Annotated in this window: 19 protein-coding genes and 1 pseudogene; 17 read left to right on the plus strand and 3 right to left on the minus strand. The window is 72.4% G+C overall.

The window, feature by feature from the left end; translation table 11 throughout:
- Window positions 1-3 precede the first annotated feature (3 nt).
- Entirely contained in the window at window positions 4-7,611 is a 7,608-nt protein-coding gene (locus tag ACOBQB_RS37285; protein ID WP_423598380.1) for an SDR family NAD(P)-dependent oxidoreductase, read from the plus strand.
- Here ACOBQB_RS37285 and ACOBQB_RS37290 read toward each other — a convergent pair.
- Window positions 7,555-9,315 carry an MMPL family transporter gene (locus tag ACOBQB_RS37290; RefSeq protein WP_423598382.1) on the minus strand — a complete coding sequence of 587 codons (1,761 nt, stop codon included), beginning with the start codon at window positions 9,313-9,315 and terminating at the stop codon, window positions 7,555-7,557. The two genes, ACOBQB_RS37285 and ACOBQB_RS37290, sit on opposite strands and share 57 nt — an antisense overlap.
- A complete protein-coding gene (locus ACOBQB_RS37295) occupies window positions 9,294-9,809 on the minus strand; it encodes a hypothetical protein (protein ID WP_423598384.1) in 516 nt (171 codons plus the stop codon). The genes ACOBQB_RS37290 and ACOBQB_RS37295 overlap by 22 nt, the downstream gene beginning before the upstream one ends.
- Window positions 9,810-10,019: 210 nt before the next feature.
- Between ACOBQB_RS37295 and ACOBQB_RS37300 the strand changes: the two genes are divergently transcribed.
- Complete coding sequence (locus ACOBQB_RS37300; protein ID WP_423598386.1) at window positions 10,020-10,658, plus strand: hypothetical protein; 639 nt, start codon at window positions 10,020-10,022, stop codon at window positions 10,656-10,658.
- A gap of 57 nt (window positions 10,659-10,715) precedes the next feature.
- Here ACOBQB_RS37300 and ACOBQB_RS37305 read toward each other — a convergent pair whose 3' ends face one another.
- Window positions 10,716-11,573 (minus strand): SAM-dependent methyltransferase, encoded by an 858-nt coding sequence (locus ACOBQB_RS37305; RefSeq protein WP_423598388.1) that lies wholly within the window; start codon window positions 11,571-11,573, stop codon window positions 10,716-10,718.
- 582 nt (window positions 11,574-12,155) lie between these two features.
- On the opposite strand from ACOBQB_RS37305, the gene ACOBQB_RS37310 reads away from it, so the two are divergent.
- The 15 genes and pseudogenes from ACOBQB_RS37310 to ACOBQB_RS37380 form a co-directional block, all read left to right on the plus strand.
- Window positions 12,156-12,788 (plus strand): hypothetical protein, encoded by a 633-nt coding sequence (locus ACOBQB_RS37310; protein ID WP_223777029.1) that lies wholly within the window; start codon window positions 12,156-12,158, stop codon window positions 12,786-12,788.
- Window positions 12,789-12,978: 190 nt separating this feature from the next.
- On the plus strand, window positions 12,979-13,422 hold the full coding sequence (gene rpsP, locus ACOBQB_RS37315; RefSeq protein WP_030787581.1) for a 30S ribosomal protein S16: 444 nt from the start codon (window positions 12,979-12,981) through the stop codon (window positions 13,420-13,422).
- A gap of 2 nt (window positions 13,423-13,424) precedes the next feature.
- A complete protein-coding gene (locus ACOBQB_RS37320) occupies window positions 13,425-13,664 on the plus strand; it encodes an RNA-binding protein (protein ID WP_376259160.1) in 240 nt (79 codons plus the stop codon).
- 132 nt (window positions 13,665-13,796) lie between these two features.
- A complete protein-coding gene (gene rimM / locus ACOBQB_RS37325; RefSeq protein ID WP_423598391.1) occupies window positions 13,797-14,414 on the plus strand; it encodes a ribosome maturation factor RimM in 618 nt (205 codons plus the stop codon).
- On the plus strand, window positions 14,414-15,235 hold the full coding sequence (trmD, locus tag ACOBQB_RS37330; RefSeq protein WP_423598393.1) for a tRNA (guanosine(37)-N1)-methyltransferase TrmD: 822 nt from the start codon (window positions 14,414-14,416) through the stop codon (window positions 15,233-15,235). Before rimM ends, trmD begins: the two co-directional genes overlap by 1 nt.
- 168 nt (window positions 15,236-15,403) lie before the next feature.
- Window positions 15,404-15,754, plus strand: a complete 351-nt coding sequence (gene rplS, locus ACOBQB_RS37335) for a 50S ribosomal protein L19 (RefSeq protein WP_423598395.1) — start codon at window positions 15,404-15,406, stop codon at window positions 15,752-15,754.
- Window positions 15,755-15,800: 46 nt separating this feature from the next.
- A pseudogene (lepB, locus tag ACOBQB_RS37340) lies at window positions 15,801-16,519 on the plus strand (signal peptidase I).
- Window positions 16,512-17,597 (plus strand): signal peptidase I, encoded by a 1,086-nt coding sequence (gene lepB / locus ACOBQB_RS37345; RefSeq protein WP_423598397.1) that lies wholly within the window; start codon window positions 16,512-16,514, stop codon window positions 17,595-17,597. The pseudogene lepB (ACOBQB_RS37340) and the gene lepB (ACOBQB_RS37345) overlap by 8 nt, the downstream one beginning before the upstream one ends.
- Window positions 17,482-18,468, plus strand: a complete 987-nt coding sequence (gene lepB / locus ACOBQB_RS37350) for a signal peptidase I (protein ID WP_423598399.1) — start codon at window positions 17,482-17,484, stop codon at window positions 18,466-18,468. The genes lepB (ACOBQB_RS37345) and lepB (ACOBQB_RS37350) overlap by 116 nt, the downstream gene beginning before the upstream one ends.
- Window positions 18,469-18,548: 80 nt before the next feature.
- On the plus strand, window positions 18,549-19,304 hold the full coding sequence (gene lepB / locus ACOBQB_RS37355; RefSeq protein ID WP_423598401.1) for a signal peptidase I: 756 nt from the start codon (window positions 18,549-18,551) through the stop codon (window positions 19,302-19,304).
- Window positions 19,305-19,332: 28 nt separating this feature from the next.
- Window positions 19,333-19,854, plus strand: coding sequence for an NUDIX hydrolase (locus ACOBQB_RS37360; RefSeq protein ID WP_423599004.1), 522 nt, complete (start codon window positions 19,333-19,335; stop codon window positions 19,852-19,854).
- A gap of 55 nt (window positions 19,855-19,909) precedes the next feature.
- Window positions 19,910-20,218, plus strand: coding sequence for a DUF2469 domain-containing protein (locus ACOBQB_RS37365; RefSeq protein ID WP_003965949.1), 309 nt, complete (start codon window positions 19,910-19,912; stop codon window positions 20,216-20,218).
- Between the two features lie 104 nt (window positions 20,219-20,322).
- A complete protein-coding gene (locus tag ACOBQB_RS37370; protein WP_423598404.1) occupies window positions 20,323-20,703 on the plus strand; it encodes a YraN family protein in 381 nt (126 codons plus the stop codon).
- A complete protein-coding gene (locus ACOBQB_RS37375; protein WP_423598406.1) occupies window positions 20,703-22,337 on the plus strand; it encodes a YifB family Mg chelatase-like AAA ATPase in 1,635 nt (544 codons plus the stop codon). Before ACOBQB_RS37370 ends, ACOBQB_RS37375 begins: the two co-directional genes overlap by 1 nt.
- 2 nt (window positions 22,338-22,339) lie before the next feature.
- The coding region (locus tag ACOBQB_RS37380) for a DNA-processing protein DprA (protein ID WP_423598408.1) at window positions 22,340-22,991 on the plus strand (652 nt) is incomplete at its 3' end.

The following is a 22,991-nucleotide window of genomic DNA, read 5'->3' on the forward strand; positions in this document are numbered from 1 at the left end:
TGCATGTACGACGACGAGGCGGCACCGACGGAGCGGGCCATCGCGGTGGTCGGAGCGGCGTGTCGCCTGCCGGGCGGCATCAGTGACCTGGGCCGGCTGTGGGACGCGCTGCGGCAGGGGCGCGACGTGGTCGGCGAGATCCCCGGCGACCGGTTCGAGTCGTCCCGGTTCGTCGACACCGCCATGCCGCGCACCGGCAAGAGCTACACCGCCGCGGGCGCCTTCCTCGATGACGTCGCCGGCTTCGACGCCGCCTACTTCGGCATCGCGCCGAAGGAGGCCTCCCGCATGGACCCCCAGCACCGCCTGCTCATGGAGCTGGCGGTCGAGGCACTGGACGACGCGGGAATCGCCCCCGAGCGCCTGGCGGGCACCGACGCGGCCGTCTACGTAGGGGTGTCGGACACCTCGTACGGCGGCCTGCAGATGATGGCGCCGGAGACGGTCAACGCCTACACCATGTCGGGCGCCGCTTCCTCGATCGCCGCCAACCGGCTTTCCCACTACTTCGACCTGCGCGGGCCGAGCATGGCCGTGGACACCGCCTGCTCCTCGTCCCTGGTGGCACTGGACCGGGCCTGTCGCACCCTGCTCGACGGCAGCAGCCGCGTGGTGCTCTCCGCCGGCGTGAACGTGCTGCTCAGTCCGTACCACTACGTGGGGTTCTCCCAGGCGGCCATGTTGTCGCCGAGCGGCCGATGCGCCTCCTTCTCGGCGGCGGCCGACGGGTTCGTGCGGGCGGAAGGCGGCGGCCTGGTCGTCCTGAAGAAGCTGGCGCACGCCCTGGCGGACGGCGACCGGATCCACGGAGTGATCCTCGCGAGCGCCTCCAACAGCGACGGCAGGACGAGGGGACTCGCACTGCCCAACCCGGACGCGCAGGAGGACCTGCTGCGCTCGGTGTACGACCAGGCGGGTGTCTCCCCCGACGAACTCGTCTACCTGGAGGCGCACGGCACGGGAACCCTGGTCGGCGACCCTCTGGAGTGCCGGGCCATCGGGGGCGCCCTGGGGCGCCGCCGCACCACCGGGGTGCTGCCGATCGGTTCCGTGAAGACCAACATCGGGCACCTGGAGCCGGCTTCGGGTATCGCCGGCCTGCTGAAGGCCCTGCTCGTCCTGCGGCACCGGACGATCCCGCCGTCACTGCACGCCTCCCCGCCCAACCCCGACATCGACTTCGTGGCGCTGAACCTGGTGACCGCCGACCGCGCGATGCCGCTGGGGCCTGTCGAGCGTCCTGTCGTGGGGGTCAACTCCTTCGGCTTCGGCGGCTCCAACGCCCACGTCGTGCTCACCGCCGCCCCGACCGTGCCGCCTCCCCGGCGCGAGGAGCCCGGCCCGCGCCGCACCGCGCAGGACGTGCGGGCGCTGCCGGTCGTGGTCACGGCCCGTACCCCCAAGGCGCTGGTCGAGGCCGCCGCGCGGATGGCGGACCGGCTCGACGCGGCCACCGAGCGGGAGTTCTGCGACGAGCGGGAGTTCTACGACATCGCCTACACCAGCTGCCTGCGCCGCGGCGCCCACCCGCACCGCGCGGTCGTCCTGGCCGGGCCGCAAGCCGCCGCGCAGCGGCTCCGGGCACTCGGCGGCCCCATGCCCGCCGACGGGACGGCCTGCGCGGAACAGCCGCCGTTCATCCCGCCGCCGCGTGCGGCGGGCGAGGAGTGCCGCGCGGTCGCCACCGCCTCCCAGGCGGTGTCCCGGGGGCGTATCGCGTTCGTCTTCTCCGGCAACGGCTCGCAATGGCCCGGCATGGCGGCCGACCTGCTGGCCGACAGCACCGTCTTCCGTGACGCCGTCGCGGACGTGGACGCGGCACTCGCCCCCCGGCTTGGCTGGTCGGTGGCCGAGGAGCTGGCGGCGCCGGCCGAGCGGTCGCGGCTGGCGCTGACCGAGGTGGCGCAACCCCTGCTGTTCGCCGTCCAGGTCGGCCTGGTGCGGTTGCTTCAGGCGCGGGGGATCAGGCCCCACAGCGTGCTCGGCCACAGCGTGGGAGAGGTCGCCGCCGCCCATGTCGCCGGCGCGCTGACCCTGGAACAGGCCGCCCACGTGATCGTTGAACGCAGCCGCACCCAGGCCGCCACCGCCGGGGCGGGCCGGATGGCGGCCGTGACGCTCCCCGCCGACGAGGTGGCCAAGGAAGCGGCCGTGTTCCCCGGGGTCGAAGTGGCGGCGGTGAACAGCGGCCAGGACGTGACCGTGGCGGGCCCCACCGACGTGCTGCGGGCGTTCCTCGCCGAGCTGACCCGCAAGGGAGTCGCCTGCAAGGAGCTGGACCTCGACCACGCCTTCCACAGCGCGGCGATGGACCCGATCGAGCGACCGTTGCGCCGGGGACTGTCCGCACTGCGTCCGGCCGCCGACCGGTTGCCGATGTTCTCCTCCGTGACCGGTGACCGGGTCGAGGGCCCCGGCCTGGACGGGGCCTACTGGTGGCGCAACGTACGCGAACCCGTCCTCTTCGCCGCGGCCGCGCAGAAGGCGCTGGAGGACGGCGCCGACGTCTTCGTGGAGATCGGCCCGCATCCGGTCCTCCGCGCCTACCTGCACCGCGTCGCCCGCTCCCGCACACGGGACGCGGTCGCGGTGACGCCGACCCTGCGCCGTGACGTCGCCGGACCCGGTGCCCTGGACCACGCCGTGGCCACGCTCATGGCTCAGGGCGCCGAGCTGGACTGGGGCGCGTACTTCCCGCACCAGGGCCGCGTGGCCGACCTTCCGGCCTACCCGTGGCAGCGCGAGCGCCACTGGAACGGGACGCCGCAGACCTGGCTGCGCACCAGCGGCTCCGGGCACCTGGACCACCCGCTGCTCGGCGAGCGGCTGCCCTCCCCCGTCCCCACCTGGCAGGGGGCCATCGAGCCGGCGCTTGCTCCCTGGCTCGCCGACCACCGCCTCGCGGGCTCGGTGGTGGTACCGGCGACGGCCTACGTGGAGATGGCGATGGCCGCCGGGCGTCTCATCCTCGACGGCCCGGCGGAAGTCGACTGCCTGGAGATCACCCGCCCGCTGGTCGTGGCCTGGGCGGACGCCGGCAGCGTACGCGTCCAACTGGCCGTCACACCGGACGACGGCCTGGTGAGCATCACCAGCACCGACGCCCGAACCGCCCAGCCCCGCACGCATGTACGCGCCAGGGTGAGAGCACTGCTCGGCCGGGCGCCCGTGGACGTCGACCTCGCCGCCGTCCGGGCCCGCTGCCCCCGTGCCGTCGACGGCGCGGAGCACTACGAGGCGGTGGGCCGCGCCGGTCTGCAGTACGGCCCCGCCTTCCAGGTCCTGCGCGAACTGCGCGTCGGAGAAGGGGAAGTGCTGGCGTCGTACCTGCACGACGCCCCGAGCCAGGAGTACGAGGCGCACCCCGCCCTGCTGGACGGCGCCCTGCAGGCGGGCGCGCCGCTGATCGGCGCGGCCGTGGCGGACGGCACGGTCTACCTGCCCGCCGCCGTGGGGTCCGCCCGCGTGTGGCGCGCGCCCGCCTCCCGAGGCTTCGTCCACGTCCGCCGGCGATCCTTCTCGGCGACCGAGACCTGCTGGGACATCGTGGTGACCGACGAGGACGGACGGGTCTGCGTCGAACTGCTCCGCTGCCGCCTGCGCAAGCTGGCCGGCGCCCACCGCACCGCCCTGACGACCCACCACACCACGATGCGTGCCGCGTCCGGCCCGCAGCCCTGGCCCGGTGACGGCCCGCCGGTCACCCCCCGGCAGATCGCCTCGGCCGCCGCCGACCGCATCGCCGCCTGCCGCGCGGCCTGGCACGACGCCGACTACGGCCGCTTCGTCACGCTCTTCAAGCAGGCCGCCGCCCACCGGTACGCCGCCGCCGTCGCCGCCCTGGTGCCCGGCCCCGGTGCCACGTTCGACATCGACGACCTGGTCGCCGCCGGGATGGATCCGCGGCGCGTCCCGTTCGCCGAGACGATGTGCCCCGAGATGATCCGCCACGGCCTGGCCGAGGAAGCCGAGGGCGGGCGGCTGCGGCTGACCCGGTCGCGGTTCGAGGACAGGGAACTCCTGCGCCGACTGACCCTGGACTTCCCCCGCTACTCCACCGAGAGCCGACTGGCCATCAGCCGCATGCGCTGCCTCTTGGTCCCCGACGAAGGCGACCCAGCGGGCCTGGTGGCGTCCGACGGAAGCCTGGCGGACGTCGAACAGCTCTACGACACCGCCGCCATCTGCCGCTTCCACAACCGTCTCGCGCAGGCACTCCTGCGGGAGACGGTACGGGCGTGGCCACGGGACCGGCCCCTGAGGGTGCTGGAAGTGGGCGCGGGCACGGGCGGCATGGCGGCCGCTGTGCTCCCCCTCCTGCCCGCCGAGCGCACCCAGTACGTCTACAGCGACGTCTCGGCCGGGTTCCTCGCCCGCGCCGAAAGCCGCTTCACCGCCTACGACTTCGTCACCTACCGCACCTTCGACCTCGACGCCGACCCGACGGAGCAGGGGCTGCCCGAGGCGGGCTTCGACATCGTGATCGCCGCCAACGCCCTGCACACCGCCAAGGACCTCGCAGCCGCGGTGCGCCGCGTCGCCACCCTCCTGACCCCCGGCGGCCTGCTCCTAGCCGCCGAAAGCCATGACACGCTCCTCCTCGCGCCCTACTTCGGCACCGTGGACGCCTTCTGGGACCGAACCGACCACGAGGAGCGGCCCGCCGCACCGCTGCTGCCCGGGGACCGCTGGCCGGATCTGCTGACCAGGTGCGGCTTCGTCGACGCCGTGCGCACCGGTGACGACACCCCCGAGTGCCGCGACGACTTCTCCGTACTCCTGGCCGCGACTCCCCGCCGCGCCGTCGCCCCGCCCGCGCTGCCGACGGCCCCGGCCGGCCGCCGTCGGGTGATCGCCGCCGAGACGGCCGGTGAACTCGCCCTTGCCCGCGCGGTCGCCGACCTCCTGCCGCCCTCCGGGGACGGAGCCCGGCCCGCGGTGTACGTGACCGGCGACGACACGGTCGACTGGCCGCACACCCTTGGCGCCGAGGGCGCGGACGTGTGCGTACTCCTCGGCGACGCGTCCGGCGTCGAACCGGCCGGGGCGGTGGCGCTCACCACCCGGCGCGCGGCGCTCCTGCGGTCGCTCAGCGGGGCCTGCGCGGCTCTCGACGGCACCGCGCGGGCCTCGCTGACCCTGGTGACCCGGCCCAGCGGCGCCCTGCCGCATCCGGAGCGCGCCGAGGCGACCCACGACGCGGCGGTGTGGGGCATCGCCCGCACCCTCGCCAACGAGGAGCCCCGCCTGCCCGTCCGTGCCGTCTCACTGGACCGCTCCGGCGAGGTCGCCATCGACGCCCACCGGGTGGCCCGCGAACTGCTGGCGGACGACGCCGAGACGGAAGTGGTGCTCACCGCGGGCGGCGGCCGGTTCGTGCCCCGGGAGCGGGAGCTGCCCGCCCGTCGTACGCGGGCGACCGCCGGGGGAGAGACGCCCTTCGGTCTTGAGGTGCGCACCCCCGGGCTCTCCTACCGACTGGCCTGGGTCGAGAACACCCCCTTGCCCGCGGGGCCGGGCCAGGTGGCCGTGGCCGTACGGGCCGCGGCGCTGAACTACCGAGACATGATGCAGGCGGTCGGTCTGCTGCCGGCCGAGGCGATCGAAGGGACGTCCACGGAGGTCGGCCTCGGCCTGGAGTGCGCCGGGGTGGTGACGGCCGTCGGGCCCGACGTGACCGAGTTCCGGCCGGGCGACCGGGTGTACGGCCTGGCGCCCGCGTCGCTGGCCTCCCACACCCTGACCGCCGCCCAGGCACTCGGACACATGCCCGAGGGGATGAGCTTCACCGAGGCCGCGACCCTGCCCGTCGTCTTCTCCACCGTCCACTACAGCCTCGATCACCTGGCGCGGCTCGGCGCCGGGGAGACGGTCCTGGTGCACGGCGGCGCCGGCGGCATCGGCCTCGCCGTCCTCCAGTACGCCCACCGGTGCGGCGCCCGGGTGATCGCCACCGCGGGCACACCCGCCAAGCGGGAACTACTGCGCACCCTGGGGGCCGGACACGTCCTGGACTCCCGCAGCCTGGACTTCGCCGTCCGTGTCATGGAGATCACCGACGGGCGCGGGGTCGACGTGGTCGTCAACTCCCTGGCCGGGGAGGCGATCACGCGCAGTCTGGAGCTGCTGTGCCCGGGCGGCCGGTTCATCGAGCTGGGCAAGCGCGACATCTACGAGAACAAGCCCCTGCTGCTGCGGCCCTTCCGCAACAACATCGGCTTCTTCGGAGTCGACCTGACCACGCTGGCCTTCGACCCCGACCGTGGAGCCAAGCTCTTCGCGGACGTCACCGAGCGCGTACGCGACGGGTCGTACCGCCCGCTGCCCCACAGCGTGTACCCCGCGGCCCGCGTGGCCGAGGCGTTCCAGCTCATGCAGCACTCCCGCCACGTCGGCAAGGTCGTCGTGGCGATGGACCCGCTGGACGAGCCGGTGCCCGTGGAGCGGCGGACACAGGCGCCCGCCCTGGACCCTGGGGGCACCTACCTGGTGACGGGCGGCCTGAGCGGCTTCGGTGCCGCGACCGCCGCGTGGCTCGCCGACCGGGGCGCACGGCACCTGGCGCTGATGAGCCGACGCGGCGCGACGTCACCCGAGGCGGAGGCGGTGCTGGCCCGGCTCGCCGAACGCGGCGTCCAGGCCACCGCGTACGCGGCCGACGTCACCGACATGTCCGCCGTACGAGAGGTGCTCGCAAGGATCGACTCCGGGGGCTCCGGCACACACCCGCTTCGCGGAGTCGTCCACTGCGCGATGTGCCTGGAGGACGACCTGCTGACCGAGCTCACCGATGAACGCTTCGCCGCCGCCCTGTCCCCGAAGACGGCCGGCGCGGCCGTGCTGGACCAGCTGCTGGGCGACCGGGAGCTGGACCTGTTCCTCCTGTACTCCTCCGGCACGACCTTCATCGGCAACATCCGCCAGGCCAACTACGTGGGGGCCAACCTCTGGCTGGAAGCGCTCGCGCGTCGCCGCCGGCAAGCGGGCGCCGCGGGGCAGGCGATCGCCTGGGGGGCCATCGGGGAGACCGGGTACGTCGCCCGCAACGGACTGACCGGGGCGCTCACCTCGGTGGGCATCGAACCCGTCTCGCCGCGCGAGGCGTTCGCCGCCGCCGAGCTGCTGGCCGCGCAGGACACCGAGGTGGCCGGAGTCGGGCGTTACCACTGGGCCCGGCTGCGCAATCTCCTGCCGTCCCTCGCGTCACCCCGCTGCTCGACGCTGCTGCCCGAGCGCATGGACGAGGCCGGCCACACGCGCGAGGAGATCATGGCGGCGCTGGCCGCCATGGAGCCGCAGGACGCGGTGCGCGCCGTCGCCGAGACGCTCGCGCACCTGCTGGCCGGGGTGCTGCACATGGACGAGCAGGACCTCGACCCCGACCGCCGGCTCGACGAGTACGGCCTTGACTCCCTCATGCTCGCCGAGATGCTGGTGTCCCTGCGCACCCGTTTCGACATCGAGATCCCGCCGCTGGAGTTGCTGCGCAGCGGCGGGACCATCACCGACATCTCCCACCTGGTGCTGCTGCGCCTCGGCCTGACGGGCGGCACGTCAGCGGCGGCCGGAAGCGCTGAGCGCGCCGGAGCGGAGGCCGTCTCCGGAGTGTGACGCGGGGTCGGCGGGACGGGCCTCGGGCCGACGGGCGAAGCGCCGGTGGGCGGCGGCCAGCGGCCTGGGCGCCCACCAGTTGGCGGCGCCGGTCAGGGTCATGAACGCCGGCACGAGGACACCTCGTACGACGGTGGCGTCCATCAGGACGGCCAGCGCCAGCCCGCAGCCGAAGAGTTTGAGCAGGCTCACGCCGGACGACACCAGGGGGATCAGGGCGGCCGCGAAGACCACCGCGGCGGCTGTGATCACCCGTCCGGAGCGGGCGATGCCCTCCACCACGGCGGCCCGGTGGTCACCGGTGGACCGGTACTCCTCCTGGATGCGGGCGATGAGGAACAACTCGTAATCGACCGACAGGGCGAACGCGGCGCCGAAGACGAGCACCGGCATGGACGTCTCCAGCTCCCCGGTGACCGTGAAGTCGCCCACCAGGCGCCGCAGATGTCCGTCCTGGAAGACGTGGACCATGGCGCCGAAGCTGGCACCGAGGCTGAGGGCACCCATCGCCACCGCCTTGAGCGGGATGAGGACCGAGCCGGTGAAGAGGAACAGCACCACCAGGACACTGCCCACCACGACGGCCGCCGCCAGGGGCAGGGTGCGCAACACCGCGTCCTTCGTGTCCAGCACCCGTGCGGGGCGGCCGGCGACGAGGTGCGGTCCCGGGGACGGCAGCGCCCGCAGCTCCCTCACCAGACGCTCGTCGTCGGCGGGCGGGCCGCTGCCGATGACGGACAACCAGGTCGCGCCCTTGCTGACGTGCAGCAGTGACTCCATGCCGGGCCCCGCCGTGAGCCGGCCGTCCCGGTGGACGCCGAGGCCACCGGACACCTTCTCGACGCCGGGCAGGGCGGAGAGCCGTCGCGCGTAGGCGTCCACCGCCTCCTGCCGGTCGACGACGTCGGCACGGGGCAGCAGCACCGCCAGGGCGCGGTTCCAGGGCAGGTCGAACTCGCGCTCGATGCGGGCGGCCGTGGCGTGGGACTCCGCCCGCGCGGGCAGAACGCGTTCGTCGGCCACGCCGAACCGCACATGGGCGAAGGGGAGGGCGAACGCGGCAAGGACGAGAGCGGCGCAGCCACCGGCCAGCACGGGGCGGGCCGTGGCGATCACAACCAGGCGCCGCCACGGCGCGACGGTGCCGCCCCGGCCTTTGCGCCGCAGCGGGGCGAACACATCGCCCCGGTCGATGCGGGTCCCGACGACGGCGAGCAGTGAGGGCAGGACAAGGAGGGTCGCCGCCGCGGCCAGCGCCACCACGCTGATCCCGGCGACGGCCAGCGAGCGCAGGAAACCCAGCGGGAAGAGCAGCAGCGTACTGAGGCAGACGATCACCGTGACGGCGGAGTACAGCACGGTCCGTCCGACCGTGCGCATGGTGCGGTCGATGGCTTCGGCGGGATCGCCGCGGGCGGCCAGTTCCTCGCGGTAGCGGGTGACGACGAAGAGGCCGTAGTCGACGGCCAGACCGAAACCGAGCGCGGTGGTGATGTTGCAGGCGAAGGTCGAGACGGGCATGACCGCCGTCAGCAGGCGCAGGACGGCGAACGTGCCGGCCACGGCCAGGGCGCCGACCACCACCGGCAGCAGCGCCGCCGTCAGCGAGGCGAAGAAGAACAGCAGGAGCAGCGCGGCCAGCGGTACGCCGATGAGTTCGGCCCGCAGCAGTTCCCGCTCGCTCAGTTCGGTGGCCTGGGCCATGACCCAGGCCGGCCCGTCGCCGTGATCCGGAACGGCCCCTGAGCCCCGGTCAGCCGCGGCACCAGTGACGTCGCCCGCCGGGCGGCCTCGTGTTCGCCGCCGCGCAGATCGAGGGTGACGAGCGCCGTTCGTCCGTCCCGGCTCAGCAGCCGCGGATCGCCGACGGTCCAGTACGACAGCACGCGGCGCACGCCCGGCTGCCGGGCGGCTCGCTCGGCGAACCGCGTGCCCGCGGCGGCCACCCGCGGATCGGTGGCCGGGCGCTCGGCCCTGACACGCAGGACGATGTCGGGGATTCCGGCGTCGAAGCGTTGCGCGAGCATGCGCTCGGCACGCACCGCCTCGGTGCCGTCGGCGATGTAGCCGCCGTTGGAGAACCGGCCCTGGGAGCCGAACCCGGCGAGCGCCAGTACCAGGCCGACGCCGAGCGCCGCCCACAGCACCGGCCAAGGACGCCGTACGGCCGGTGCGTTCGTGAGCAAGTGTCCTCGCATGTGCGGGCCCTTTCATCGGTCCGCACATCCTTCTGAAGAGGCACCAAGATGAGCAAACAGAGCAAACGCGGCAAACAGAAAGCAACCCGTATGGAGCACGCCTTCAGTAGCTATGTCATGAAACAAGGTCTACGTGAGCTACGTTCGGCGCGGCAAATGATCGGAAACGCGTGACGGGTGACCGTCTCGCCGTCGTAAGGGAGAGTCCTCATGGCTGCAAAGGCCGATGCCATCCGTGGTGCTCGCACCGCCTGGTCGCGGCGGGGCACCCGCGCGCTCGCCGCCGTCGGCACGGTGGCCGTGCTGCTGGCGACAGGTGTCACCGCCGGCCACGCCTCCACGCCGCTGCGGCCGTCCGTCGTGGAGGCGGCGCGGCCGAGCGCCACCCTCAAGTGCGCCCTGACCACCGGACCGCGCGGCCGGATCCAGTTCTCCCGGGCCGTCTCCACCACCCCGCGCCAGATCTCGGCCCGCGGCACGCTCAAGCTGAACAACTGCACCTCACCCGACGGCCGTCAGCCCCGCATCCGGTCGGGCCGCCTGGAGGTGAGCGGCAGCGGTCGGGCCAGCTGCTCGAAGGTGACCGACGTCAAGGGCACCGGTACGTTCACGTGGTACTCCGGAGCCCACCGCACCGGCCGGGTCGTCGGACGCTCCAAGGTCGTCCCCGTGTCGAACGGCCGCCGAGGCTACACGCCGGTCGACTCCTTCCTCTCCGGAAAGATCGTCTCCGGCCGCATGGCCGGCCGCTCCGTCACCGGCTCGGCAGTCCCGACCAACGACGTGCGGAAGTGCTTCGCCGGCGGCCTCGATCACGTCAAGGGCCGCGGCCGGATGACCGTCGGCTGAACGACCGCGGACCCCGGGCCACCTTGAACCACCGAACGCGCCGAGCACCACCCCGCGCTACGGCGTACGCGCGATCAGATACCGGAAGACGTTCGGCATCCACACCGTCCCGTCGTGCCGCCGGTGCGGATGCAGCGCCTCCGTCAGCTCCTTGTCGACCTGCGCCTTGTCCGTCGCGCCTACCGCCGCGTCGAACAGGCCCGTCGAGAGCAGCCCCCGGACCGCGCTCTCCACATCCGCGTACCCGAACGGGCATGCGACGCGGCCGGAGCCGTCCGGCTTGAGGCCCGCCCGCTGGGCGACCTCCTCCAGGTCGTCCCGCAGGGCGGGACGCCAACTGCCCGCACTGCGCAACGGATCGGCGAGCTTGGTCGCCACCCTCATGACTGAGGACGTGGCGCAGCGCTCCGGAGGGCCCCATCCGGCGAGCACCACCGGAGTGCCCCGGTCGGTGAGCGGAGCCGCCGCCTCCAGGAGGCCGGAGAGCCCTTCGGAGTCGCCCGCCATGCAGCCGATCGGCTGGAACGCGGTGACGAGGTTGTACGCGGGCACGCCCGGGCCCGCCGCGTCCCCGGGGCCGCCTGCCACAAGCCTGGCCCCACCGGCCTCCGCCTGCGGCGCGCCGTCCGGCAGCAGCCGCTTCCGTGCCAGCGCCAGCCGCTCGGGCGCCGACGGATCGACACCGGTCACCGTCGCGCCCCGGGAGGCCGCCATCAGCAGGGCCAGCCCGGATCCGCAGCCCAGACCGAGCAGCCTGGTGCCGTCGCCCACGTCGAGCCGTTCGTACACCGCTTCATAGAGCGGGACCAGCATCCGTTCCTGGATCTCCGCCCAGTCACGCGCGCGTGCACCGAGGTCCACACGGAGCGCGGTGCCCGCGTGAGGGAGGTGCGACTGCACGAGTGTTGGTGTCATCGAAAGCGCCCCAATCCGCCGAGAGTAAATGCCGTGCCGTAATTCAACGGTTCGTTCGCCCCCGTGTAGTGCGCTCGCACTCCCCCCGTATGCCAGAGAACTCCGCATCCGTCGTGGCGTCCAGAGGTTGTGGCCCAATGCTTGCGTGCCACCGCCGTGCGCCCCCCGGGCGAAACGGATGCACGCCCCCCACAGCCGACCGGTGCGGGTCCTGTGGACCTCGCTCGCTCGGTGAAGACGGCGAGGCCAGCCCGGCCGAGCAGGCCGTGACCGTACGGTGTCTGGTCGCCGAGGGCGGGGCGGTGCCGGGCGCGGATGAGACCCCGGGTAACGTCGCTGTCGTGGCCCGCTCCTACTGAGGAGCGCCATTCCGGCGGCGGGTGCCCGTTTTCGTCTCGTACGCGGCTAGAGGCAACACAAGCCCCGGCGTGAGGGCTTTCCCTACGCGCCGGGGCGTACGCGCCGCTACGTACCGGCTTGATGCGAGCTGCGAGGCTTCTCCGCAGATCAGCGCACCCGCCCTCGTCCGGACGCATCAACGGCAACTGACGGGTACGTGCAAATTATTTGAGATGCCCCGGAATGGAACCCCCGGGGCATCCGGCTCGTTGTCACGACGTGAGCACGACACCACCTGTTCTCGCCGCAGAGCTGGCACAGGCGTGGGCCGACATTCAGCGGCACCACCCCGAGCTGCCCGACCTTGCCGCGCCCGAATCCCTGATCGGAGAGTCGTCGTCCGCGTGTGGCGCCGAGCTCTCCTTCGAGCGACTGCTTCACGAGGCAGTCCATGGCATCGCCGCCTCTCGCGGCGTACGCGACACCTCACGCGCAGGCCGGTACCACAACCGCAGATTCCTCGCGATCGCCGAGGAGCTGGGCCTCGACCACCCCGAGGAGCCGCACCCGAGCAGCGGCTTCTCCCTGGTCACGCTCAACCCCGAGGCCAAGAGGCGGTACCGCCCGACGATCGAACGGCTACAGCGTGCCCTCAAGGCGCACACCGCGGCGACCACGGCGGACACCGCCCGCAGCTTCCGGGGCCCGGCGGCCCGGCACGGCTCCTCCGGAGGCGGCGTGCGCGTGAAGGCCGTCTGCGACTGCGGGCGCAACGTCCGCGTCGTCCCGTCCGTGCTCGCCCAGGCGCCCATCATGTGCGGCGGCTGCGGCAAGCCCTTCCGTATCCCGGAGGCGATCGGCGCGGGCGTGGGCTGAGCAGCGCCGGGGCGCCCGGTCCGGGGTGCGGGTGCCCCGGCGGCGTATGGCACAATGGCTAGCTGTACTCGACAGCCGCACAGGACCCCTCTCTCCTCCGGCTGACGCGTCCATCGGGCACTCGAGTACCGCAACCCCACGCGGCATCTTCTTGTGCCCACCCACGTCAAGACCAGGAGACACCACTTCCGTGGCAGTCAAGATCAAGCTGAAGCGTCTGGGCAAGATCCGTTCGCCTCACTACCGCATCGTCGTCGCCGACTCCCGTACCCGCCGTGACGGCCGGGCCATCGAGGAGATCGGCCTGTACCACCCGGTGCAGAACCCCTCGCGCATCGAGGTCAACTCGGAGCGTGCCCAGTACTGGCTGTCCGTCGGCGCCCAGCCGACCGAGCCGGTCATGGCGATCCTCAAGCTCACCGGCGACTGGCAGAAGCACAAGGGCCTGCCGGCCCCGGCGCCGCTGAAGGTCGCTGAGCCCAAGGACAAGCGCGCCGCGTTCGAGGCCTTCACCAAGGGTCTTGAGGGCGACGACGCCAAGGGCGAGGCCATCACTCAGAAGGCCAAGAAGGCTGACAAGAAGGCGGACGAGGCTGCTGACGCGGCCGCGTCCACCGAGTCCACCGAGGCCTGAGCATGCTCGAGGAGGCTCTCGAGCACCTCGTGAAGGGCATCGTCGACAACCCCGACGACGTGCAGGTCGCCTCGCGCAACCTGCGCCGCGGGCGCGTCCTCGAGGTCCGGGTTCACCCCGAGGACCTCGGCAAGGTGATCGGTCGCAACGGCCGCACCGCGCGCGCTCTGCGCACCGTCGTGGGCGCCATCGGCGGCCGCGGTGTCCGCGTCGACCTCGTCGACGTGGACCAGGTTCGCTGAACCGGGTTCACAGAACCACAGCAGCACCGGCTCGGGCCGGGGAGGGCTTCAGGGCCCTCCCCGGCCCGTAGTCGTCTGCGGAGCGCCTCCGCGGGCGCGCAGAGCCGTAGGCACACGACAGGAGAGAACGCAGTGCAGTTGGTAGTCGCTCGGATCGGCCGCGCCCACGGCGTCAAGGGCGAGGTCACCGTGGAGGTACGGACCGACGAGCCGGAGCTGCGGCTCGGACCCGGCGCCGTGCTCGCCACCGACCCCGCCTCGGTGGGACCGCTGACCATCGAGACCGGCCGCGTGCACAGCGGCCGCCTCCTGCTGCGCTTCGAAGGCGTACGCGACCGCACCGGCGCCGAGGCGCTGCGCAACACCCTGTTGATCGCGGAAGTCGACCCCGAGGAGCTCCCGGAGGACCCGGAGGAGTACTACGACCACCAGCTGATGGATCTCGACGTGGTCACCAAGGACGGCGTCGAGGTCGGCCGCATCACGGAGATCTCCCACCTGCCCTCGCAGGACCTGTTCATCGTGGAGCGGCCCGACGGCAGCGAGGTCATGATCCCCTTCGTCGAGGACATCGTCTCCGAGATCGACCTGGAGGAGCAGCGCGCCGTCATCGACCCGCCGCCGGGCCTCATCGACGACCGCGCGGAGATCGCTTCCGCCCGTGACGCCGAGGCGGCCGAGCGGGACGGGGCAGCGCCGGAGGACGGGTCGGGGCCGGAGGGCGAGTCGGCGTCGGAGGGCAAGGCCTAATGCGGCTCGACGTCGTCACGATCTTCCCCGAGTACCTGGAGCCCCTGAACGTCTCCCTCGTCGGCAAGGCACGCGCGCGTGGGCAGCTCGACGTGAACGTCCACGACCTCAGGGAGTGGACGTACGACCGCCACAACACGGTCGACGACACCCCCTACGGCGGCGGCCCCGGCATGGTCATGAAGACCGAGCCCTGGGGCGCGGCCCTCGACGACGTACTCGCCGAGGGATACGAGTCCGGGGCCCACGGACCCGCTCTGGTCGTCCCCACGCCCAGCGGCCGCCCCTTCACCCAGGAACTCGCCGTCGAGCTCTCCGAGCGCCCCTGGCTGGTCTTCACGCCCGCGCGCTACGAGGGCATCGACCGCCGTGTCACGGATGAGTACGCCACCCGCGTGCCGGTCTACGAGGTGTCCATCGGCGACTACGTCCTCGCGGGCGGGGAAGCGGCCGTCCTCGTCATCACCGAGGCGGTGGCCCGGCTGCTGCCCGGCGTCCTCGGCAACGCCGCGTCCCACCAGGACGACTCCTTCGCGCCGGGCGCCATGGCCAACCTCCTCGAAGGCCCCGTCTACACCAAGCCTCCCCAGTGGCGTGGCCACGGCATCCCGGACGTCCTGCTCAGCGGCCACCACGGCAAGATCGCCCGCTGGCGGCGGGACGAGGCGCTGCGCCGCACCACCCGCAACAGGCCCGACCTCATCGAGCGCTGCGACCCCAGGGCCTTCGACAAGAAGGACCGCGAAATGCTCTCGATCCTGGGGTGGCGGCCGGGACCGGACGGCCGATTTGGGCGAGACCCCGAGGCCGTGGAAGAATAGGCGGCCGCTGTACGTCCAGCGTGCGCCCCTGCCACAGGGGGATCGACCAAAGCTTGTTCCCCGCATCCACGGGATGGTCCAGACGCCCGTCCGACGCGATCAGCTACCGAATCCTCATCACCACGTACCGCTGATGACCTGTGGCATCAGTGAAGAAAGCAGACGATCATGGCCAACCTGCTCGACTCCCTCGACAACGCGTCGCTGCGCGACGACATCCCGGCGTTCCGCCCGGGTGACACCGTCAACGTCCACGTCCGCGTCATCGAGGGCAACCGCTCCCGTGTGCAGCAGTTCAAGGGCGTAGTCATCCGCCGCCAGGGTGCCGGCGTGCGCGAGACCTTCACGGTCCGCAAGGTCTCCTTCTCCGTCGGCGTCGAGCGCACCTTCCCGGTGCACACCCCGATCGTCGAGAAGATCGAGCTCGTCACCCGCGGTGACGTCCGTCGCGCGAAGCTGTACTACCTCCGTGAGCTGCGCGGCAAGGCCGCGAAGATCAAGGAGAAGCGCGAGCGCTGATGCTCCCGCGCGGGTCCGCGGCGGGGCCGGATAGCATCTGGCCCCGATGGACACCGAAGCACAGCACACGGAGCGCGACCGCTCCTCCCCACCCTCCGGTTCCGGAGACGTCCCGCACGTCGCCGAAGCAGCCGAGGAGCCGGAGGAGCGGTCGCGCTCCGTTTTCATGTCGTTCGTCTCCCGGCTGCCGGGCGGCGGGTTCACGCTGACGTTCCTGCTGTGCGCGGCGGCACTGCTCCTCGTCGGCACCTTCGTGGTGCAGCCCTTCCAGATCCCGAGCGGCTCCATGGAGCCCGCGTTCCGGGTCGGGGACCGGGTACTCGTCAACAAGTTGGCGTACCGTTTCGGTTCCGAGCCGCAGCGGGGTGACGCGGTCGTCTTTGACGGCAGCGGTTACTTCGGAGATGCCGACTACATCAAGCGGGTCGTGGGCACGGGGGAGACCGGGTGGTCTGCTGCGAGCGGGGGAGGATCAAGGTGAACGGCGAGCCTGTCGACGAGCCGTACCTGTTTCCGGGGGACAGCCCCTCACAGGTGCCCTTCGATGTCGTCGTCCCCGAAGGCAGCCTGTTCCTGCTCGGCGACCACCGCAGCGACTCACGGGACTCCCGCGATCACCTGGGGGAGCCCGGCGGCGGCATGATCCCCGTGGACGAGGTCATCGGCCGGGCCGACTGGATCGCCTGGCCGGTCGGTCACTGGACCTCCCTGGAGCGCCCCGACAGCTACGCGCGCGTGCCGGCGCCGGGCGGCGCGCATGGGTAACCGCGGGCGGACACGCGCAGCGGACCAGGGGGCCGAGCCCCAGCTGCCCACGGGCTCCCGGCCGACCAGCGGTCCGGCCCGTCCGGGCCGGGCCGATCGGCGCAAGCTCGCCAAGAAGGTCAAGCGGCGCAGGCGACGCTCGGCGATCAAGGAGATACCCCTCCTCATCGGTGTGGCCCTGCTGATCGCCCTCGTACTGAAGACCTTCCTCGTACAGGCCTTCGTGATCCCCACGGGCTCCATGGAACAGACGATCCGGATCGGCGACCGGGTCCTGGTCGACAAGCTCACCCCCTGGTTCGGGTCGAAGCCGGAGCGCGGTGACGTCGTCGTCTTCAAGGACCCGGGCAACTGGCTCGAAGAGGAACAGGGCAAGAAGAAGGACGACCCGGTGGTCGTCAAGCAGGTCAAGGAGGGGCTGACCCAGATCGGTCTGCTGCCCTCCGACAGCGAGCGGGACCTGATCAAGCGTGTCGTCGGCGTCGGCGGCGACACCGTGAAGTGCTGCGACAAGAACGACAAGGTCACCGTCAACGGCGTACCGCTCGACGAGCCCTACATCCATCCCGGCGACAAGCCCTCGGCCTTCGAGTTCGAGGTGAAGGTCCCCGAGGGGCGCCTCTTCATGATGGGCGACCACCGCAGCGACTCGGCCGACTCCCGCTTCCACCGCTCGGAGAAGTTCGCCGGGACCATCTCCGAGGACGAGGTCGTCGGGCGGGCCCTCGTCATCGCCTGGCCCTTCGGCCACTGGCGCAAACTGGAGGAACCCGCGACATATGCGTCCGTACCCGACGCGCGTGCGGGATCGGACACCGCCACAGGCGTGTCGCATAGGGTGGCACATGGCGATCGATATGGATTGATCCGACTCCCGACCCCTGCGGAACTCCCGCTCGTTATGGGAGTGGTGGGCCTGCATCGCATCTGGGGCAGGCGGCGGCACGGACTGAGGAGTGGATGTGGGGGATTTGGCGGTCGGCGCACGATCCGGACACGAGGGGCCCGAGGAGCGGCCGGGACCATCCGACGAGCCGGGCGTCGAGGCCGCCGCGGGCGGTACGAACCCCGGGAGTGACGCCGCGGACGGCGACGAGGCGCGGAGCGGCCAGGACGCCAAGCCGCCGAAGAAGCAACGGTCCTTCTGGAAGGAACTGCCGCTTCTCATCGGTATCGCGCTGGTCCTGGCGCTGGTGATCAAGTCCTTCCTGGTGCAGGCGTTCTCGATTCCGTCGGATTCGATGCAGAACACCCTCCAGCAGGGCGACCGCGTCCTCGTCGACAAGCTGACGCCGTGGTTCGGCTCCGAGCCCGAGCGCGGCGAGGTCGTCGTCTTCAAGGACCCGGGCCACTGGCTGGACGGCGAGCCCACACCCGACCCGAACGCGGTCCAGAGGGTCCTCGGCTGGATCGGCCTGATGCCGTCCGCCGACGAGAAGGACCTGATCAAGCGCGTCATCGCCGTCGGCGGCGACACCGTGGAGTGCAAGGGGACCGGCCCGGTGAAGGTCAACGGCAGGGCGTTGAACGAGCCGTACGTCTTCGCCGGGAACACCCCCTGCACGGTCGACGACCAGGGCGGCCAGTTCAAGGTCACCGTGCCCAAGGGCAAGATCTGGGTCATGGGCGACCACCGGCAGAACTCGCTGGACTCCCGCTACCACCAGAACCAGCCCGGCGGCGGCGCCGTCCCCGTGGACAACGTCGTGGGCCGCGCCATCGTGGTCGCCTGGCCGCCCACCCGCTGGTCGACGCTGCCCAAGCCGGACACCTTCGACCAGCCGGGCATCAACGCCCTGTCGAGCGCTGCCCCCGGCGTCCTCGGCCTCGCGGGCGCGGCTCCGCTCGTGCTGTGGCGCAGGCGGCGGCTGACGGTCGCCGCCGCACGGAACGCGAGGGTTTCCGGCGACCGTTCCGCGAGGGTTTCTGGCGGCAGTACCGCCGGGTAGGGTGCCGTCCCAGATCGCCGATCTTCCGCCGTCCGTACGCACGGGCGGCGGGGTCGTCTCCGAGACGGGGGAGCACCGGGATGAGCAGGACACGTCGTACGGACGAGGGCCAGGGCCGGCTCGGCAGCGTGCTGTCGGGTATCGCCGTGGCCCTCGGCTGTGTGCTCTTCCTCGGCGGATTCGTGTGGGGCGCGGTCCTGTACCAGCCGTACACCGTGCCCACGGGGTCGATGACGCCGACGATCGACGCGGGCGACCGGGTGCTCGCGCAGCGGATCGGGGGCGATGCGGTGCGCCGCGGTGATGTCGTCGTCTTCGAGCAGTCGACGTGGGGCGACCTGCCGATGGTCAAGCGCGTGGTCGGCGTGGGCGGTGACAAGGTCGCCTGCTGCCAGGACGGAAAGCTGACCGTCAACGGCAAGGCCGTCGCAGAACCGTATCTGCCCGAGGGCAAGGACGCCGCGGTCACCGGCATCCCCGCCACGACCGTCCCCAAGGGCCGCCTGTTCCTGCTCGGCGACGAGCGCGGCGGCTCCCTGGACTCCAGTACGCACCTGGGCGACGCGGACGGGGGCACGGTCCCGCGCGACGCCGTGCGGGCGCGGGTCGACGCGGTGGCGTGGCCGATGGGCAAATTCGGCATGCTGGAGCGGCCTGCGGGCTTCGCGGACATGCCGGGCGGTCTCTCCGAGCCCGGGCCGCTGCGCCTGGTGGTGAGCGCGGTCGTGGCGGGCATGGTGCTCGTCCTCGGCGGCGCCGCGTACGGCCCGGTGGCCAAGCGTTTGGGCCGCAGGCGGGGGCGCGGTCGTGCGGGGGAGGCCGTCGGTGTCGGCTGAGGAGCCCGCGCGGGCCGAGTCGGCGCCGATGGAGGAGACGGCCCCGGCAGAGTCGTCAGCGACGGGGCGGCCGCTGCGCAAGGTCGCGCGTGTGGTGCTGCTGGACCCGGCCGAGCGCATCCTGCTGCTGCACGGCCATGAGCCGGGTGACCCTGGGGACGACTGGTGGTTCACGCCGGGCGGCGGCCTGGAGGGCGACGAGACGCGGGAGCAGGCCGCCCTGCGCGAGCTGCGCGAGGAGACCGGCATCAGGGAGGTCGAGCTCGGCCCGGTGCTGTGGCGGCGCGTCTGCTCCTTCCCCTTCGCCGGGCGCCGCTGGGACCAGGACGAGTGGTACTACCTGGCGCGTACGACGCAGACGGCGACCGCGGCCGAGGGCCTGACGGAGCTGGAACGCCGCAGTGTGGCCGGAGCACGTTGGTGGACGTGCCGGGAACTGACCGAGGCTCATGAGACGGTGTACCCGACCAGACTCGCCGAGCTGTTTCGCAGACTGCTCGACGAGGGGCCCCCGGACCGGCCCGAGATCCTCGACACGGAAATCGTGTAGGGGTTCGCGGGGCTGACGCACAATAGGGGGACGCACGGCTGAAGGGGAACATGCCATGAGCGCCGAGGACCTCGAGAAGTACGAGACCGAGATGGAGCTGAAGCTCTACCGGGAGTACCGCGATGTCGTCGGTCTGTTCAAATACGTGATCGAGACCGAGCGGCGTTTCTACCTCACCAATGACTACGAGATGCAGGTGCACTCGGTCCAGGGCGAGGTGTTCTTCGAGGTGTCGATGGCGGACGCCTGGGTGTGGGACATGTACCGGCCGGCTCGGTTCGTGAAGCAGGTGCGCGTCCTCACGTTCAAGGACGTGAACATCGAAGAGCTGAACAAGAGCGACTTGGAGCTGCCGGGCGGCTGAGTTTCACCCGTCGGGGTGGCGGAGTTATCCACAACCGGCGAGTAGTGCACCAAGATCCAATAGGTGCGGGTGAACCCGTGAGTGTGGGTGCCGGAGGTGCCGACATGAACGCACGGGGAGCACTCGGCAAGTACGGCGAGGACCTGGCCGCACGGCGGCTGGTCGAGGCGGGGATGACGGTCCTGGCGCGCAATTGGCGCGCGGGCAGGGCCGGTGAGATCGACATCGTGGCCATGGACGGCGAGGCCCTCGTCGTCTGCGAGGTGAAGACCCGCAGGGCGCCGGGCCTGGTCGGTTCGGCGCTTTTCGAACATCCGATGGCGTCCGTGGGCCGGACCAAGGCGGAGCGGCTGCGGCGCCTGGCGGAGCGCTGGATCGAGGAGTGCGGCGGCCCACCGCCCGGAGGCGTCCGCATCGACCTGATCGGCGTTCTGCTGCCGCGGCGCGGAGCTCCCGTGGTCGAGCACGCGCGGGGGGTGGCCTGATGGGATTCGCGCGTACGTGTTCGGTGGCGCTGGTCGGCGTCGAAGGCGTCGTCGTCGAGGTGCAGGCCGATCTGGAGCCCGGCGTGGCGGCGTTCACGCTGGTGGGGCTGCCGGACAAAAGCCTGACGGAGAGCCGGGACCGGGTCAGGGCCGCCGTGGTCAACTCGGGCGCGGAGTGGCCCCAGAAGAAGCTCACGGTGGGATTGAGCCCCGCGTCGGTCCCCAAGGGCGGCAGCGGCTTCGACCTCGCGGTCGCGTGCGCCGTCCTCGGGGCGGCCGAACGGATCGACCCACGGGTACTGGCCGACATCGTGATGATCGGTGAGCTGGGGCTCGACGGACGGGTGCGACCCGTCCGGGGCGTGCTGCCGGCGGTCCTGGCGGCGGCCGACGCGGGGTACGAACAGGTGGTGGTCCCGGAGTGCACGGCCGCGGAGGCCTCGCTGGTGCCGGGCGTCTCGGTCCTCGGGGTGCGAAGCCTGCGGCAGCTCATCGCGGTGCTCACTGACGAGCCGGTGCCGCTGGAGGAGCCGGACGAGACGGGACGGCCCGACCCGATGCTCGCCGGGCTCTGCGTGCCGGGCGCAGGCGTGGGCGCGGGCCTCGGTGTCGGCGGCGCGCTGGACGACGCCCACACGCTGGATCTGGCGGACGTCGTCGGGCAGACGTCGGCGAGGACCGCGGTGGAGGTGGCCGCCGCGGGGGCGCACCACCTCTTCCTCCAGGGGCCACCGGGCGCGGGCAAGACCATGCTCGCGGAGCGGCTGCCGGCGATCCTGCCCCGGCTGACCCGCGAGGACTCCCTGGAGGTGACGGCGGTCCACTCGGTGGCGGGCATGCTCCCTCCGGGCAAGCCACTGGTGGACATCGCCCCGTACTGCGCGCCGCACCACTCCGCGACGATGCAGTCGCTCGTGGGCGGTGGCCAGGGGCTGGCGCGGCCGGGAGCGGTCTCGTTGGCTCACCGCGGGGTGCTCTTTTTGGACGAGGCGCCGGAGTTCAGCAGCCGGGCGCTGGACTCCCTGCGCCAGCCCCTCGAATCGGGCCATGTGGTGATCGCGCGCAGCGCCGGGGTGGTGCGGCTGCCGGCGAAGTTCCTGATGGTGCTGGCGGCCAACCCCTGTCCCTGCGGGCGGCACACGCTGCTGGGCGACGGCTGCGAATGCCCCTCGTCCGTCATCCGCCGCTATCAGGCGCGCCTTTCGGGGCCGCTGCTCGACCGCGTCGACCTCAAAGTCGAGGTGGAGGCCGTCACCCGGTCCGAACTGGCCGGGTACGGCACGCCCGGAGAGTCCACCCGCACCGTCGCCGACCGCGTCCGTACCGCTCGGGAGAGAGCGGCGGCCAGGCTGTCCGGCACCGGCTGGCGTACCAACAGCGAGGTGCCCGGCCATGCGCTGCGCACCCGGTGGCCCGCCGCCCCCGGCGCACTGGACGCGGCCGAGCTGGACCTGGAGCGCGGCTTTTTGACCGCCCGCGGCCTCGACCGCGTCCTGCGGGTGGCGTGGACCGTCGCCGACCTGGCGGGGCACGACCGGCCCTCCGCGCAGGACGTCGCCCTGGCGCTGCAACTGCGCACGGGCATCTCGCGCGGCGTGCCGACGGCGATCGAGCCGATCGGGGCACCGAGGTGAGCGTGGGCCCCCCGACCGCCGAGGACCGCCTGGCGCGGGTGGCCCTCACCCGCGTGCTCGAACCTGGGGACGAGGTCGGCGGCCGGTGGCTCCGCGAGGCCGGGGCCGTCGAGGTGCTGCGCCGGCTCGGCGGAGGGGCGAAGCGGTTCTCGGGCGTGACCGCGCGCCGGTGGGAGGGGCTGCGGGCGCGGGCCGCCAGGGCCCGGCCGCAGGAGGACCTGGCAGCGGCGCGGGACGTCGGGGCGCGGTTCGTGTGCCCGGGGGACGCGGAGTGGCCGCTGCCGCTGGACGACCTGGGGGATGCGCGGCCGATCGGGCTCTGGGTGCGAGGGAAGCCTTCCCTGCGGATATGGGCGGTGCGGTCGGTGGCCGTCGTCGGAGCCCGGGCCTGCACGCAGTACGGCGCGCATATGGCCGCCGAGCTCGGCGCGGGCTTGGCGGAGCGCGGCTGGGTGGTGGTCTCGGGCGGGGCGTACGGCGTGGACGGTGCCGCGCACCGCGGAGCGCTCGGAGCGGGCGGGGCCACCGTGGCCGTGCTGGCCTGCGGGGTGGACCGGGCCTACCCCCGCGGGCACGCCGAGCTGATCGGGCGCATCGCGGAACAGGGCCTGGTGGTCGGTGAGTTGCCACCGGGCGACCATCCGACGCCGAGCC

It is taken from the genome of Streptomyces sp. G5(2025) (assembly GCF_049542075.1).
Lineage (GTDB): Bacteria > Actinomycetota > Actinomycetes > Streptomycetales > Streptomycetaceae > Streptomyces.